Annotated in this window: 14 protein-coding genes and 1 pseudogene; 3 read left to right on the top strand and 12 right to left on the bottom strand. The window is 67.6% G+C overall.

Annotated features, from left to right (window positions below):
* Nucleotides 1-56: 56 nt before the first annotated feature.
* A complete protein-coding gene (locus tag AU187_RS04420) occupies nt 57-1,709 on the bottom strand; it encodes an acetolactate synthase (protein WP_059098562.1) in 1,653 nt (550 codons plus the stop codon).
* A gap of 111 nt (nt 1,710-1,820) precedes the next feature.
* On the opposite strand from AU187_RS04420, the gene AU187_RS04425 reads away from it, so the two are divergent.
* Entirely contained in the window at nt 1,821-3,734 is a 1,914-nt protein-coding gene (locus AU187_RS04425; protein ID WP_502687732.1) for an ABC transporter ATP-binding protein/permease, read from the top strand.
* Here the strand turns inward: AU187_RS04425 and AU187_RS04430 are convergent.
* The 10 genes and pseudogenes from AU187_RS04430 to AU187_RS04475 all read right to left on the bottom strand — a co-directional run bounded on the left by AU187_RS04430 (nt 3,731) and on the right by AU187_RS04475 (nt 13,592).
* The gene (locus tag AU187_RS04430) at nt 3,731-5,206 is read right to left on the bottom strand and encodes an FAD-binding protein (RefSeq protein ID WP_082683787.1); all 1,476 of its coding nucleotides are present in this window, start codon (nt 5,204-5,206) and stop codon (nt 3,731-3,733) included. The two genes, AU187_RS04425 and AU187_RS04430, sit on opposite strands and share 4 nt — an antisense overlap.
* An 8-nt stretch (nt 5,207-5,214) precedes the next feature.
* Nucleotides 5,215-5,697, bottom strand: coding sequence for a VOC family protein (locus tag AU187_RS04435; RefSeq protein ID WP_059098565.1), 483 nt, complete (start codon nt 5,695-5,697; stop codon nt 5,215-5,217).
* 49 nt (nt 5,698-5,746) lie between these two features.
* Nucleotides 5,747-6,385, bottom strand: coding sequence for an SRPBCC domain-containing protein (locus AU187_RS04440; protein ID WP_059166258.1), 639 nt, complete (start codon nt 6,383-6,385; stop codon nt 5,747-5,749).
* The gene (locus AU187_RS04445) at nt 6,382-6,720 is read right to left on the bottom strand and encodes an ArsR/SmtB family transcription factor (RefSeq protein WP_059098567.1); all 339 of its coding nucleotides are present in this window, start codon (nt 6,718-6,720) and stop codon (nt 6,382-6,384) included. Before AU187_RS04445 ends, AU187_RS04440 begins: the two co-directional genes overlap by 4 nt.
* A 54-nt stretch (nt 6,721-6,774) precedes the next feature.
* Nucleotides 6,775-7,458: an Rv1815 family serine proteinase gene (locus AU187_RS04450; protein WP_059098568.1), complete on the bottom strand. Its 684-nt coding sequence runs from the start codon at nt 7,456-7,458 to the stop codon at nt 6,775-6,777.
* A gap of 183 nt (nt 7,459-7,641) precedes the next feature.
* A pseudogene (locus AU187_RS04455) lies at nt 7,642-9,059 on the bottom strand (NAD(P)/FAD-dependent oxidoreductase).
* A gap of 10 nt (nt 9,060-9,069) precedes the next feature.
* The gene (locus AU187_RS04460) at nt 9,070-10,035 is read right to left on the bottom strand and encodes an MEDS domain-containing protein (RefSeq protein WP_082691746.1); all 966 of its coding nucleotides are present in this window, start codon (nt 10,033-10,035) and stop codon (nt 9,070-9,072) included.
* Nucleotides 9,935-10,948, bottom strand: a complete 1,014-nt coding sequence (locus tag AU187_RS04465; protein ID WP_172800158.1) for an MEDS domain-containing protein — start codon at nt 10,946-10,948, stop codon at nt 9,935-9,937. The genes AU187_RS04460 and AU187_RS04465 overlap by 101 nt, the downstream gene beginning before the upstream one ends.
* 102 nt (nt 10,949-11,050) lie before the next feature.
* A complete protein-coding gene (locus AU187_RS04470) occupies nt 11,051-11,965 on the bottom strand; it encodes a sterol desaturase family protein (protein ID WP_082691749.1) in 915 nt (304 codons plus the stop codon).
* A gap of 70 nt (nt 11,966-12,035) precedes the next feature.
* On the bottom strand, nt 12,036-13,592 hold the full coding sequence (locus AU187_RS04475; protein ID WP_059166261.1) for a carboxylesterase/lipase family protein: 1,557 nt from the start codon (nt 13,590-13,592) through the stop codon (nt 12,036-12,038).
* Nucleotides 13,593-13,669: 77 nt separating this feature from the next.
* Here AU187_RS04475 and AU187_RS04480 point away from each other — a divergent pair, with 77 nt between their 5' ends.
* The gene (locus tag AU187_RS04480; RefSeq protein ID WP_059166262.1) at nt 13,670-14,002 is read left to right on the top strand and encodes a DMT family transporter; all 333 of its coding nucleotides are present in this window, start codon (nt 13,670-13,672) and stop codon (nt 14,000-14,002) included.
* Nucleotides 14,002-14,325, top strand: coding sequence for a DMT family transporter (locus AU187_RS04485; protein ID WP_059098574.1), 324 nt, complete (start codon nt 14,002-14,004; stop codon nt 14,323-14,325). The genes AU187_RS04480 and AU187_RS04485 overlap by 1 nt, the downstream gene beginning before the upstream one ends.
* Here the strand turns inward: AU187_RS04485 and AU187_RS04490 are convergent.
* On the bottom strand, nt 14,294-15,493 hold the full coding sequence (locus AU187_RS04490; RefSeq protein WP_059166303.1) for an MFS transporter: 1,200 nt from the start codon (nt 15,491-15,493) through the stop codon (nt 14,294-14,296). The genes AU187_RS04485 and AU187_RS04490 overlap by 32 nt on opposite strands.
* Nucleotides 15,494-15,566: the final 73 nt, after the last annotated feature.

Here is a 15,566-nt window from a genome sequence, read left to right on the forward strand (position 1 = left end):
CGGTGCGAATCTCGAACGCGTCGACTGATTTTCGTCGCGCTCACCCGCAACAGGACCTACGCCAGGTTCGACCGGCGGGGGTACGCCACCGTCGGATCGGTCAGCGCGTTGACCACGGCCGGCAGGCTCGAGGAAAACGCCCGCTCCAGGGCGGGTCGCAGCTCGGCGGGCGTCGACACCAGTTCGCCGTGCCCGCCGAGAGCCGTGACCACCTCGTCGTACCGGGTGCCCGGCCGCAGATCGGCCACCACCGAGTAGCCGTACAACATCTCCATGGGATGTTTCTCCAGCGCCCAGATTCCGTTGTTGCCGATCACCGACACCACCTGAACCCCGTGTCGTACCAACGTATCCCACTCCATGCCGGAGAACCCGAAGGCGCCGTCGCCCTGCAACAACACGACCTGCCGGTCCGGCCGGGCCAGCTTGGCGGCCAGAGCGTATCCGGGCCCCGAGCCCAGACAGCCGAACGGGCCGCTGTCGAGCCAGGCGCCCGGCACGTGGCTGTCGATGAGGCGGCCCGCATATGAACCGAAGTCGCCCGCGTCGATCACCACGATCGCGTCGCGGTCCAGCATCGTATTGAGCTCGGCGTACACCCGCATCGGGTGCAGCGGCGTGCGGTCGTCACGAAGTTCGTCAGCCTCGGCGGTGCGCGCCGCGGTCTCCACCGCACGGAGGTCTGCGATCCACGCTTCGTGGTCGGGCGTGGCGGCCGCCGACAACGCAGACAAGGTCGCGGTGAGGTCACCGAATAAACCGGCGGCGACCGGTCGCGCTGGTGCCCGCTCGGGGGCCACCCGGTCGACGGCGATCAGCGCAGTGTCGGCTCCGAACACGCCCCCGAAGCCGAGGCGGAAGTCCATCGGCACACCGATCACCAGAGCGACGTCGGCTTCCTTCAACGCCTTCGACCGCGCCCGCGAGAACGCGAGCTGATGGTCGGCGGGCACAACGCCGCGAGCCATCCCGTTCATCAGCACCGGGATGCGCAGCGACTCGGCAAGCTTCAACAGGGCGGTCTCGGCGTGGCCCCACCACACGTTCGTCCCGGCCATGATGACCGGCCGCCGCGCCCCGGCCAGCAGTCGCACTGCGACGTCCACCGCATCGCCCTCGGCGTGCGCCTGCGCGGGCGGCCGGCTCAGCGCTCCGGGCCCACCAGTGTCGGCGGTCTCACTGAACACGTGGTCCATCGGGAAGTCGACGAACGACACCCCCGATGGCGCCCCGCCCGCCCCGACCGCTGCCCGCAGCGCATCGTCGATCAGCCGCCCGACGGCGTCCGGCGACTCCGCGGTGGCCGCGAACCGGGTCAACGGCGAGACGAACGGGACGTGGTCGATCTCCTGCAGGCTGCCCTGCCCCCACCGCAACGCCGGCGCGCGGCCGCCGAGGATCACCAGCGGCGACTGGTTCTGCTGCGCGGCCGCCATCGCGCTCATGCCGTTCGTGACTCCGGGACCGGCCGTCAACGCCGCCACGCCCGGCACCCGCGTCACCTTCGACCAACCCTCGGCGGCGAACGCGGCGGTCTGCTCATGGCGGGTGTCGATCAGCCTGATGTTCTCCGCCCGGCAGCCGTCGTAGATGGAGAACAGGTGCCCACCCGAGAGCGTGAAGACCGTGTCGATGCCGCTGGCCCGCAACCGCCGGGCGATCACGTGTCCCGCGTTCACCGCGTCAGGAGCCGCAGCGTCGGTGCTCATGCTGGCAGCATAGAGAGCCGCGGCGCTCGAGGGTCGACGCGCGACCGGCAGTGAGACCGGCGCAGCGCCTCCGACAGGTTGTCGAGGTACCTTGCCCGAATGGAAGAGGGAATGTTCGCCCCCACGCTGGACTGGGGCAACGAGCTTCTGGCGTCGCTGACATGGATCGGCCAGGCGTGGGCGGTCGCGGCAGTGTGCACCCTGGCGATCCTTGTGCTGATCGCCCGTTTCACGGAGTGGGGCAGACAGTTCTGGCGCATCACCGGCGACTACTTCAAAGGCCCGGAGAGCGTCAAGGTCTGGCTCTGGCTGGCGGTGATCCTGCTGTCGGTGATCGTCGGTGTTCGACTTTCGGTGCTCTTCACGTACCAGGGCAACGACATGTTGACCAGCTTCCAGGTGGTCGCGTCCGGTCTGGGTACCGGCGACGACGCGATCAAGGATTCGGGCCGGGACGGGTTTTGGTTGTCGATGCGGGTATTCGCTCTGCTAGCTGTTCTGCACGTCGCACGGATCATGTTGGACCTGTTCATCACGCAACGGTTCATGCTCGCGTGGCGGGTTTGGCTGACCGATCGGTTTACCGGCGACTGGCTCGACGGCAAGGCGTACTACCGGGGCCGGTTCATCGACCAGACGATCGACAACCCCGATCAGCGCATCCAGCAGGACATCGACATCTTCACCGCCGGCGTCGGCGGACTGCCCAACACCCCGAACAACACCTCGACCTCCACGCTGCTGTTCGGCGCTGTCAACGCCGTCGTCTCGATGATCTCGTTCACCGTGATCCTTTGGGGACTGTCTGGGCCCCTCACGCTGCCGGTCGTCGGCGAGGTGCCCAAGGCGATGTTCTGGATCCTGATCGCATACGTCCTGTTCGCATCCGTCTTCGCATTCTGGATCGGCAGGCCGATCATCTCGCTCTCGTTCAACAACGAGAAGTTCAACGCGGCGTTCCGGTACGCGCTGGTGCGGCTGCGTGACGCGTCCGAGGCGGTCGCGTTCTATCGCGGGGAAATCGCCGAGCGCACCGGCCTTCGCCGACTCTTCGCCCCCGTGGTGTCCAACTACAAGCGCTACATCAACCGGATGATGGGGTTCTACGGCTGGAACCTGTCGATGGACCAGATCATCGTGGTACCGCCGTACTTGTTCCAATTCCCGCGGTTCTTCAACGGCGAGATCACGCTCGGCGCGGTGAACCAGTCCGCGGCGGCGTTCGGCAATATCGAACAGGGCCTGTCGTTCTTCCGCAACGCGTACGACCAGTTCGCCGGTTACCGTGCGGCGATCATCCGATTGCACGGGTTGGTGCTGGCCAACGAAGCAGGCCGGGCGCTGCCGGAGATCACCACCACCCCGTGCGCCGACGGCAGCGTCCGACTCGACGACATCGAGGTCCGCACCCCGGACGGCAGGCAGCTCATCAACCCGCTCGACCTGCGGCTGGAGATCGGCGAGACGCTGGTCGTCACCGGTCCGTCCGGCGTCGGCAAGACCACTCTGCTGCGCAGCCTCGCGGAGTTGTGGCCGTTCACGTCCGGCACGTTGACACGGCCGTGCGGGCCGAACGAGACGATGTTCCTGTCGCAACTGCCCTACGTGCCGCTCGGGGACCTCCGCGCCGTGGTGAGTTATCCGAACGAGGGTGGCGCGATCGAGGACCGAGAGTTGGAGCGCACACTCGAAGCGGTGGCACTGCCCCATCTCGTCGGCCGACTCGACGAGGTCCAGGACTGGGCCAAGGTGCTATCCCCCGGCGAGCAGCAGCGCATCGCGTTCGCGCGCATCCTGCTGACCAAGCCCAAGGCGGTGTTCCTCGACGAGTCGACGTCCGCGCTCGATGAGGGGGTGGAGTTCCTGCTCTACCAGTTGGTGCGGACACGACTTCCCGACACGATCCTGGTCAGCGTCAGCCACCGCAAGACGGTCGAACAGCATCACAGCCATGAGCTGGAACTGCTTGGTGAGGGCGAGTGGCGCTTCAGTCGCATCGAGGGCGACGAACCGGTGCCGGTCTAACGCTTGGCGGCGTGTGCGCCCGCGCGCCTGCCGAAGAACGAGCCCTCGCCGAGTTGCGTTCCGCTGGCGTAGCCCTTGCCGTCCTGGGCGATGTTCGATGCGCACGCGCCCGCGGCGTAGAGCCCGGGAACGGCCGAGCCGTCCTCGCGCAGCACCTCACCGTCGATCGACACCGCCAGCCCGCCCATGGTGAACCCCGAGTACATCGCCCGGCCCAGTGACAGGTCGAACACCGCGTACGGTCCGTTGTCTTGGGCGGCAAGGTATTCCGGTTGTTTGTGAAAATCCGGGTCCTCGCCGTGGGCGGCGTGCTCGTTGTAGCGGTTCAGCGTCGCCACCAGCTTGCCATCCGGAATGCCAAGTGCGGCTTCGACTTCCTCGATGGTCTCCCACCCGTCGAGGAACTTGATCAGCGGCATCTCCGGCATCTCCATGTGCGCCTCGTCGACGATCAGGTACGCCGTCTGCTCCGGTTGTTCCAGGACGAACGCCGATGTGCGCGAATGGTAGGAGTCTTCGGCGACGAACCGCTCACCGTTCTTGTTGACGATGATGCCGGTCAGCAGAATTTCGGGCGGGTAGGCGGCGGCGGTGATGAACAACTGGTCCAGGTTCTTGGCGACCCCGCCCGCCGAGATGCCCAACCGGATGCCGAGGCCGTCGTCGTTCGGATTGCCGAGGATATAGGGCTCAACCTCGCCGTGATGCTTGGTCTTTCGCTTCTGCCCCAGCGCCGGCGTGTAGTGCGCCACCATCTCCGGGTTCATCGCAAACCCGCCCGCGGCAATGACGACGGCCTTGGCCCGCACGGTGCCCGTCTCGCCGAAGTGCTTCCACTGCACCCCCACGACGCTGCCGTTCTCGACCACCAGATTGGTCGCGCCCGTCTCGTAGCGGATCTGCACGCCCAGATCGGCGGCGCGCTTGACCAACAGGTCGATCACCATCGCCGCGCCGCCGAGTTCCCCCGGCACCGGAACCGAGTGGCCGCGCGGCGCGGGCTTGGCCTGCTCACAGAACGGCCACACCTTCTCGTTGCCCGTGTACGACAGCCCCTCGGTGCCCGGCGGAACCACCACCTTGCCCGGGTAGTAGCTGCGCTCGAACTCGAAGCCGAGGGCTTCCAACCACTCGAAGTGCTCGACGCTGCCGTCGCAGTACGCGCGAATCTTGTCGTGCTCGGGCTCACGTGACATTGCGACGAGGTACTTGTACATCTCCTCCGGGCTGTCGTCGTGCCCGGTCGCCCGCTGCACGGCGGTTCCGCCGCCGAGGTAGAAATGTCCGCCGGCCATCGACGTCGTGCCGCCCGCGTCCGCTGCCCTCTCCAGGACCAGCACCCGCGCACCCTCGGCCGCGGCACTGACGGCCGCGCACCCGCCGGCGATGCCGAAGCCGATCACCACGACGTCGGCCTCGTCGGACCATGCCGTCACATCGGCCGCGGCGACGGTGTCGGGGGCGTCGGGAATCTGGGTGCTCACTTCTGCTCCTGTTTGATGTATTCGAAGAATGCCTTGATTTCGGCTGGGATGTAAGCGATCTCGACATAGGGCACGCCGGCCGCCGGCGCGGCGACGTACGCGAACCGCATCCCGCCGGGCATCACCCCCTGGGCGACGACCTCCTCGGCGCCGGCAACCGCGCCGTTGAACTCCTCGACGGAAGACTTCTCGACGCAGATGTGGTGCAGCCCAGGCCCGGTGCTGTCGAGGAATTCGGTGTAGACGCTGCGCCCGGACACGGGCGCGATGAGCTCGAGTTGCGTGTCACCGGCGTAGCTCAGCGAGATGTTCGCGACGAAATCCGCCGGTTCACCGCGGAAGGTGCACGCATCCGGTGCGAAGTGGACGTCGGGCATGCGGACCCACTTCTTGGCGCCCAACAACGTGGTGAGCGCATGTTCGGTGGCCTCGAGGTCCCGCGTCACCCACGCGATCTGGACAGGTGTCTGGGCATGCATCGGGTCGAGGATATCCGCGCCCGGCCGCGAAGGCTAGAACGTGTTCTAGTTACTCCTCGCCGTAGTACGCCTTCAGGCACCGATCGGCCGAGCCGCGTGCGACTTCGGGGTCTTCCCCGGCAGCGACGTTGGCGGCGAACCACTGTTCGCCGGACAGTTTGAGGAAGCGGCGCCCGTCTTCGGTGGTCGTCCACTCTTGCCCTTCGGCCGGATCGACGGAGTCGCCGGTGGCCAAGTGCAGTGCCAGGCCCAGCAGCATGGAGTCCCAGCCCATGCCCACGGCGCCGGGCCCGAACTGACGCCAGGTGTCGTCATCGACCTGCGCGATGTGCTCGACCACAAGACGGGCCCGGTCGACGCCCTCGCCGACGACGCTGACGTCGATCCAGCTGACGCTGCCCATGCTCTCCCAGGTGGCGGTGAAGTTCTTCGGCGGATCGCAGGTCAGGACCGTGCCGTTGGCGTGACCCTGCAACTGGTAAGAGCCGCCGAGTTTGAGCTCACCGGAGACCGGTAGGAACCACCGCTCGATGCGTTCGGCGGTGGTGACCGCGTCCCAGAGATCCTCCTGGTCGGTGTCGTGGACCTGGCTGATGGTCACGACGCGCGCCTCCCCCGAGTCGATCGTGCGGGTCCCGACGGTGCGCCTGACCGCGTTGATTTGATGGTCGACGTCGATGTCCTTCATGGAGCCTTCCTTCGTCGTTGTCGTTTTCCGCGGGCGATCTCGGTGCCGAGCGCATTCAGCGGCGGGGTCCAGAAGCGGCGGAACGCATCGAGCCACTGGTCGACGTCCTGCAGCGCCGTGCCGTTGACCGCGTAGAGCCGGCGTTGGCCGTCCGGTCGTACGGACGTGAAGCCGTTGTCGCGCAACACTTTCAAGTGCTGCGAGACAGCCGGTTGAGTGATCGCGAACTCCTCGGAGATGGTGGCGCCGATCGCACCGGCCGACATCTCGCCGTCGGCGAGCAGTTCGAGGATGCGACGGCGCACCGGGTCCCCGAGGACGTCGAACGCGTGCACCGGTTCAAGGTAAAGCCACGACTTATATAAGTCAAGCTTTATTAGATTGCCGCCTTATGGCACCGAACTCGCCGACGCGGCGGAGATGACGTCTTGGCTCGCCTGCTGCCTGGCCGTGTGCCACGACACCGCGGCGGGATACTTGCCCCAGGTGCTGTTGAACATGCCGATGAGCGCCGCCCGGTTGTCGGGGGTGATGACATACACCGGCCCGCCGGAGTCGCCCTTCTGGCTGACCACGCCGTTGGCCATCGTGAACCAGCCGTTGTTGACCGCCTCGACGTTGCCGCAACTCTCACCGGTGACCACGCCGAAATGGCACACCGGTTGCCCCGGCGCAGGCACCACAGCGGGGTCCGACACCAGCACCCTGCCGCCGGGCAGGACGTTGTTGACCGCGACGTCGGGGGCCAGCGCGATCGCCTCCCAATCGGCGATCTGATGGTTGGTGTCCACGGTGGCGCCGTTGGGCGTGTTGTCGCGGAACACGGTCTGCATGCCGATGAGGTTGCCGTCCCGGTCCCGGACCGGCCCACTGCCCCGGCAGTGTCCGGCGGTGAACGCGATCCGCGCCTGCGGGTCGACGTAGCCCAGCGTGCAGACGTTGGTGTCCTGGCGGATTTCCATGCCGGGATAGACCAACACACCCGGGGTTGCCTGCGCGGGCGCGGAACAGAGCGCGAGCGCCGCGATCGGGGCGGCCGCGGCCGCTAGTACGCGTTTCCATGGTCGGCGCACTGTCGCCTCCGCTCCTCGGGCCGATTAAGCCTCGGGCACCCGCGCGTTGCGGGCTCCATATACCCGGGCGAGCATGCGGAAAACCGCACCCGATACGGAGCAACCACTCGACGATGGTCCCGTCACTTGCCCATCGGCGAAGATCACCGTCGTGTTACGCCCCGGCCGCATTTTCGCCACGGGCTAGGAATCAAACCCTACGCCGAGGGCGTCAAGCGTCCGCAGGAAAACGTTGCGGTGCCCGGCTTCATGGTCGGCGCGGTCCAGTGACCAGCGGGTCGCCTGGATGGCGATGCTCGCCAGCGGCTCCGGCGGAAACGGCATCGGCCGCTCGCGCACCATCTGCAGTTCCGTGCGGCCGGTGGGTCGGCCGTCGAGCAGATCGAGACACACGTCGGCGGCGAACCGCGAGGCGCCCACCCCCAGCCCGGTGAACCCGTTGACGTAGGCGACGCGACCGTCCCTGGCGAGTCCCCAGTGCGCGCAGAACCGGCTGTTGGTGTCGATCGCACCAGCCCAGCGGTGGCTGAAGCGGACGTCGTCGAGCTGCGGAAAGGTGAGGAAGAAGTGCGCAGCCAGGCGCCGGTACGTCGCCGGCCGGTCCTCGTAGCCGGGGTCGACCCTGCGTCCGAAGTGGTAGACGGCGTCGTAACCGCCCCATACAATGCGGTTGTCCATGGTGAGGCGGTAGTAGTGGAACTGGTTGGCGCAGTCGCTGATCCCCTGTCGGTCGCGCCAGCCGATGCGGTCCAGCTGGACGTCGGTGAGCGGCTCGGTGGCCAGCACGTAGTCGTAAACCGGGACCGTGTGCAACCGGTTTCGCTTGAGCAGGCTCGGATAGACGTTCGTGGCCAGTACCGCCCGCCGGGCGGTGATCACCGCGGGCGTGCTGTGCACCCGAAGACCGACGCCACCGGAATCCAGCTGCGTGGCGTTGGTGTGCTCGTAGATTCGCACGCCGGCGTCCCGGCACGCCGCGGCGAGTCCGAACACCAGCTTGGCGGGGTGCACCAACGCACAGGTGTCGGCGCTGAACAGCCCCCGAGGTAGGTCGGCGACCGCACCTTGGCTTGCACTTGCGCCCTGCCGAGGAACTGCCCCTGCCCGTCGGCCGCGGCCTGTCGCAGCCAGTCGACCTGATGAGGTTCCGTGGCTACCGTCAGCATGCCCGTGCGTTGCCATTCGGCGTCGAGACCCAGCTGCCGGATCTCCGCTTCCATACCGTCGAGGTTGTCCCGCCCCATCGCCTCGAGTGTGTGAATCTCGTTGGGCCAGCGCGCTTTTCCATTCGCAGTGCCGTGGGTGAGGCTGGCCTCCACAAAGCCTCCGTTGCGCCCGGACGCCGCCCATCCGATCCGATTGGCCTCGATCAGCACGATCCGCTGGTTCGGGTTGCGACGCGCGGCGTGCAGCGCCGTCCACAACCCGGTATATCCACCACCGACGACGACCAGATCGCACGTGACCGGCAGGGTCAGCGCCGGGTATTGCGGCCGAGTCGTCGGACTGTGGGCAGTCAGCCAGACCGAACCCGGCGCACTCGCCGCCAGCGAACGTTCTACCTGACCAGGATCGACCGGGGCGTCGAAGACGGTGTCCACCTCGCGGACACTACGACGCCGACCGTCGCGAGTGGAGCATCCGCATGTCGAAGCCGAGGATCTGCCAGACCCGATGGACGATGGGCGGCGCGCCGACCAGCCGTAGCTGTGATTGGCATGCCTGCTCCAGGGCTGCGGCAGCCCGAACGCCAAGGAACGACAGTTCGCTCACGTCGAGGTCGACGGGGCCGTCTGGAAGCGCCGCGAGCGCGCCGACGAGGGCGGGCACGCCGAAGGCATCGATCTCGCCGTCGAGGACCGGGCCGGATGTTCTGCAGTACAAGCCGAACGGGGTGCAGGAGCCGGCGGGGCCATGGCGAAGGGGGTGCAGGGCCATCACCGCTTCGGCCTGATCATCGATCACGCCGATGTCGTAGGCGCATAGCGCGGCCATCGGATTGCCTTGGGCCATCCACGCGTCGGCGACATGTTCCCAATGAGCGTGGCTGGCGTGGCGAGTCGGGTCTGCGATGAGCGGCGTTATGTCGCAGAACACGCGAAGGCCACGGTAGCCGTCGGCAATCGCCTTTCCCACCGCATCGGAGTATCGGGCAAGCTGGGCATCCACGTCGATCGGCGCGGATAGGTCGTGAAGCTCATCGATGCCGACATGGACGACCTCTTGCAGGGAATCAGCCCCGGGGGCGTCAGTGATTGCGGCGAGTAATCCAGCACCGGCGTCGTCATCGGCGGTGACCGCGATCGGTCGTTGCCCGAGCTTGGCGCCTTCCAATAACCACTCCGCCGCGGCGGCGTCGCGCTCGGATCGGGTCGAGTACGCCCAGCAGGCGTGATCGTTGCAGCCGGTTTCCCGTGCGCTGTCGAAAAACCCGGAGGCCCTCGGTGCAGTCCCCGCAGGCCGAGCCTGCCGAAGATCAGGCTGCATCGCTGCGGCCTCTGTCTGACGAGGAGATCTCCGCCCAGACCGACTTGCCATGGGGGCCGGCGTCGACGCCCCACCGACTACACAGCGCATCGACAACCAGGAGTCCTTTACCGCCTGCTGCTTGGCGTGCCCGATCGAGGACAGGGCGATCCGGGCTCAGGTCCTCAACGGCGATTTCCACCGCGGCGTGAGTGCGGCTGATCGATACGCGGAAGGGGGAAGCGGCATGGATTATGGCGTTTGTCGCCAGTTCGGACACGACAAGGGATGCGTTGTCGATGATCGCGTCTCTGCCCCATGCCTTCAGCCGGTCGTTGACGAACTGGCGGGCGGCCCGCACGGCGCTTGGCACCGGGACGTACAACTCCGTTGATTCCAGGTCGCGAACGACCTCGTTTCGACTTGGCGCGGCCTCGACACCGGGGTCAGCCGACCCGTATGTCTTGGGCGCCACGACGCTGGAGTGCTGAGCGCAAACCTGTTGCACGCTAACCAGATCGGTGGCAGTGGTGAGGATGTCCACAGGATAGGCGCAATAGAGGGAGAACTCATGACTGGCCAGAAGGTCGTTCCACATGGCTTCGAGCTCGATCGCCGTAGCAACGTCATCGGCGGCCCACAGCAGTGCCACCATCTCCCCGAACGCGCGCACCCGGCGTCGGCCACTGCTCGCCGCGGTGATCACTCCGCCGATCACCTCGACGAATCGGTCCCGGTGCAGGGCGCCGTCGATCATGAATTTCGCCAACGTCTCCGCGGCGTCCAGGGCGCGGTAGCGGCCGGTTCCACGGGCTGCGCGCAGGTCGACACCGTGCTCGGCGAGCCGACGGGCGAAGGCATCGCAGTGTGCCGAAGTCGCGATGACCACCACCGCGTCATCGGAAGCCAACCCGTCGGCCAGGTAGCGGCTGACATCATCAACAACATCATCGTCGGCGTGATAGATGTTCACGACGTGGTCATGCGGCTCCGGGGAGACTCTCCCGTGTCCTGCTTGGGTCATGGTGGTTGATCCTCCGGACTCGTCGCCGTCGCCTACCGTGAGCATAGACTTCGCAGCCGTCAGGCCGGCCTCGAAGAACCTCTGTTCCTGGCCCGGTGCCGGCTACGCGGTAACCGCGGCGGATTCCTCCGACACGACGCTCAGCTTGGCGGGCATCCAGCCCGGCGGGCCGAAGATGTACCCCAGCTTGTCGCGCCAGCGGGACGCCCGCCGCACGTCGCGGACAATCGCCACATACTCGTGCGTCTGCAGCGTCCAGATGTTGTAGGTGTCGACCTGCTTGGTCAGTCCGTAGTGCGGGCGGACGGTTTCGGCGGCGAAACTGCCGAAGATCCGGTCCCACACGATCAAGATGCCGCCGTAGTTCTTGTCGAGGTATTGCCGATCCATGCCGTGGTGCACGCGGTGGTGTGACGGTGTATTGAAGACGAATTCTATTGGCGCCCAGAGCTTGCCGATCCGCTCGGTGTGAATCCAGAACTGGTAGATCAGGTTGATCGAGAAGCTGGCGAAGACGATCCACGGCGGCACGCCCAACAGTGGCAGCAGCGCACGCAAGAAGACGTCCCCGCTGATGTTCCACTTCTGCCGTAGTGCGGTGGCGAAGTTGAAGTACTGGCTGGAGTGGTGCGCCTGGTGGGTCGCCCAGATCAGCCGGATCCGGTGCGCCATCCGGTGATAGACGTAGTAGAGCAAGTCCACGCCGACGATCGCGATCACCCACGTGTACCAGGCGTCGGCGGGTAACTGCCACGGTGCGACGTAGACGAACAATGCCGCGTAGCCCAGCAGCGCGATGAAGTTCAGCACCCCGCTGGTGCCGATCGAGACGACGCCCATCCAGATGCTGGCCCAAGCGTCGGACCGCTGATACGCCCCGGCCGGTGCGCGCCCGGATTCCGATGTCGCCGCCGAAGCGGCTCCGACCTCCTCGTGCGCAAGCCTGCGGGCGGCGGTCCATTCGATGACCAGCAGCAGCAAGAAGAACGGCACCGCGAATGTCACGGGGTCGTGCATCAGCGGTGGCAACACGTGCGACAAGGCAGCACTCGCGTCCACGTCGAAACCTCCGGAAAAAGCATACGGCTCAGCGGAAGCTGAGCACCTGATCGCCCCACGCGGTGCGCACGTCGTGGTCGAGGTCGTCGACCACGCGGTCCTGGGCGTCGATGACCAGGGTGGCGCGGCCGGGATCGCGGTAGGGCGGCCACACCGGATCGCCCGGCCCGCCGGCCGGCGTGCCGTCGACGGCGAAGTTCAGCCAGCGCCGCCGCATCCGCGCCGAAACCGCCCGACCCGCTTTGAGCCCGCCGAGCTTGAAGGTGGGATCCTTCGGGCCGGCGACCAGATTGCCCCATACATAAGGCAGTTCGGTGGCGTGCGCGGCGCCGAGGCGCAATAGTCGCAGCATCGGGGTGGCGAAGTCGAACCGGTACAGGTAGACCGGTGCCACCTCGCGATGGCCCTCGGCGAACCACACCGACGGCATCCGGAACCCGATGTCGCGAGCCACGCCCATGCCGATGGCCTTGCCGCGGCCGCGGTAGGCAGCGCGGATCCGTTCCTCCTCGGGCAGTTGCAGATCCGGCTGCTCGGCGGCGATCTCGGCGAACATCGCGCGGATCGCCTTGGGCGTGATCGGCATCAGCGGCGACCTCATCCAGCGGAACAGCGCGGCTTCGTGCTTGTTGGTTCCGATGATCAGCGGGACCGGATGCGTGCGGCCGTCGCGGGCCAGCTGCACCGGATGCGCCGGCACCACATCGCCGTCGATGATCGGCGCGAACGCCAGCGTGCCCGGGGTGCGCACCGGAATGTCGTCGAACACCCGCTTGGACGCCGCCAGCAGCGCCGCCGTGGGCACCGACGGCAACCGGTCGGCTTCGTCGGGTCGCACGCCGAGTTCGTCGAGGAACAGCTTCGCGACGCGCCGCGAACGCTCGCGATCGTAGATGGACGTCGCGGGTGAGCTCTGTGCGATCGCCGCTCCGAACAGCCCCGCGGCGGCCGGGCTGGCCAGCAGCGTAGTGATGATCCCGGCGCCGGCGGATTCGCCGAAGACGGTCACCCGATCCGCGTCTCCCCCGAACCCCTCGATGTTCTCGCGGACCCACTGCAGCGCGAACAGCACATCGCGCAGGCCGAGGTTGGTCGTGAACCCGTCACCGAACTCCGACAGGTCCAGGAACCCCAGCGCGCCCACCCGGTAATTCACGGTGACAATCACTGCCTCGCCGCCTGCTGCGAGTGCACGCCCGTGGTAGAGGGGCTGCGCCGACGAACCGAGGACGTAGGCGCCGCCGTGCACCCACACCATCACGGGCTTACCCGCTCCCGGCTCGGTGTCCGAGGCGGCCCACACATTGAGGGTCAGGCAGTCGTCGCCCTGCGGCGCCCCGAGATCGAGCGGGATCCGCGGATCGGTCGGCTGCGGGCACACCGGGCCGACCCTGGTGGCGTCCGCCGGCTCGGACCAGCGTGTGGGCGGTTGCGGCGGTCGCCAGCGAAGCTCCCCCGCAGGCGGCGCCGCGTACCGAATTCCCTTCCACACCTTCACGGTTCCGTCGTCGACGCCGCGGACCGGACCGCCCGCGGTGTCGACGACCGGACCGTCGTCGGCGGTGCGCCCGGCATCGGCCGTCATCAGGACTCCTTGGCGTCGGCGGAAAACTGCCTCACCAGGCTACGCGGGGCACGGCTGGCCTCCGATAGCTTGGTGGCGTGATCAAGTGGGCGTTGCTCGCCGGGGCCATCGCCGCTGAGGTCGCGGCGACGTTGTCTTTGCGTGCCTCTCAAGACCATTCGGTGTGGTTGCTTGTGGTGGTCCTCGGCTATCTCTGCGCGTTCGTGTTGTTGACGATGGTGTTGCGCGCCGGGATTGCGGTGGGGGTGGCCTACGGCATCTGGGGCGCGTTGGGCACCGCGTGTACCGCGGTACTGGCGGCCGTGTTGTTCGGCGACCCGTTCACCTGGCCGATCGTCGCCGGCATCGGGCTCATCATCGCCGGCGTCCTGCTCATCGAGCTCGGCTCGCATCGGGCGGCCGAGACGTGATGTGGTGGACGCTCGCGGGCGCCATCGCGATCGAGGTTGTCGCGACGCTGTCGCTGCGGGCCTCCGACGGCTTCCGCAAGAAGGCCTGGATCGCCCCAGTGGTGCTCGGCTACCTGGCGTCGTTCTACCTGCTGTGGCTGACGCTGGGACTCGGGATGCCGGTCGGCATCGCCTACGGAGTGTGGACCGCGTGCGGGGTCGCGCTCGTCGCGCTGATCGCACGGGTGTTGTTCGCCGAGCCGCTCACCTGGGTGATGGCCTCCGGCATCGCGCTGATCGTGGCGGGTGTGCTCACGATCGAGTTGGCGGGTGCCGCGCACTGAGCACACCGGCCAGCGCGAGCACCACCACGCCGGCCACCGGAACGCTGAGCAGACCGACCCGCAGGCTCGTCGCATCGGCGACCAGCCCGACGATCAGCGGCGCGCCGAAGAACCCGATCCGCATCAGCCAGGTCAGCACCGTCAGCCCGCTGCCCGGCCGCAGGCCGGGAAGCTGATCGGCGCGGTGCATGGCGGCCGGGATCAAGGTGGCCACCCCGAAACCTGCGGCGGCGAACCCGCCGACCGTGGCGGGCACCGACGGAAACGCCAGCGCCGCACCCATGCCCGCAGCGGTGAGGACGCCGCCGGCGCGCACGACCGCGCGTTCGCCGAACCGGTCGACGAGCCGGTCTCCGATCAGCCGCCCGACGAACATCGCCCCGGCCAGCGCGATGTACCCGAAGGCGGCGACTGCGCCCGGCGCATTCAGGCTGTCGCGCAGATACAGTGTGGCCCAAGAACTTCCGGCGTCCTCGACAGTGGCGCCCGCGACCGCGATCACCACCAGGGCCAGCAGTGCGACGTACACCGCCGTCCCGGCGCCACCCGTACCGGTCAGGTGCGCGGCCGGATGGTCGTCGTGATCGGGTCCCTTCAGCAGATACGGGTAGGCGAACGCGACCACCGCGCAGCACAGCGCCGCGGCGATCGTCAGATGCGTGGTCCGGGAGATGCCGAGTGCGATCGCCCCGGCGCCCATCAACCCGCCGACGATCGCGCCCGCGGACCATACGGCGTGAAACGAGTTGATGATGGAGCGGCCGTAGCTGCGCTGTAGCCGCAACCCGTGGGCGTTCTGTGCGACGTCGGTGATCGCATCCGATGCGCCCGCGACGAACAACGCCGCAGCGAGCATCAGCGGGCTCGATGCCAGGCCGGCGGCCACGACGAACGCGGCGATCCCGACGGTGCCGACGACCGCCACCCGTGACGAGCGGTAACGCCGGATCAGCGCCGCCGCGGTGAGTCCGGCGACCAGCGCGCCGGCCGAGAACGCCGCGATCGCCGCGCCGTACACCGCGTTCGACAACTGCAGGTCGGTCTTGATCTCCGGATAACGCGGAAGCAGGTTGGCGAAGATCGCGCCGTTGCTCAAGAACAGCGCGGCCACCGCGATCCGGGCCCGCCGGTGCTGCGCCCGCGCCGTGTCCAACCGGTCGGCCGCCATGCGGGCGACCTTACGCGAGGACGAACAGAGCAGATCACCGCCGAACGTGCCGCGACCGCCGAAGTTGCGGCGG

The sequence above is a fragment of the Mycobacterium sp. IS-1556 genome, from assembly GCF_001499985.1.
In the GTDB taxonomy this organism is placed as follows: Bacteria; Actinomycetota; Actinomycetes; order Mycobacteriales; family Mycobacteriaceae; genus Mycobacterium.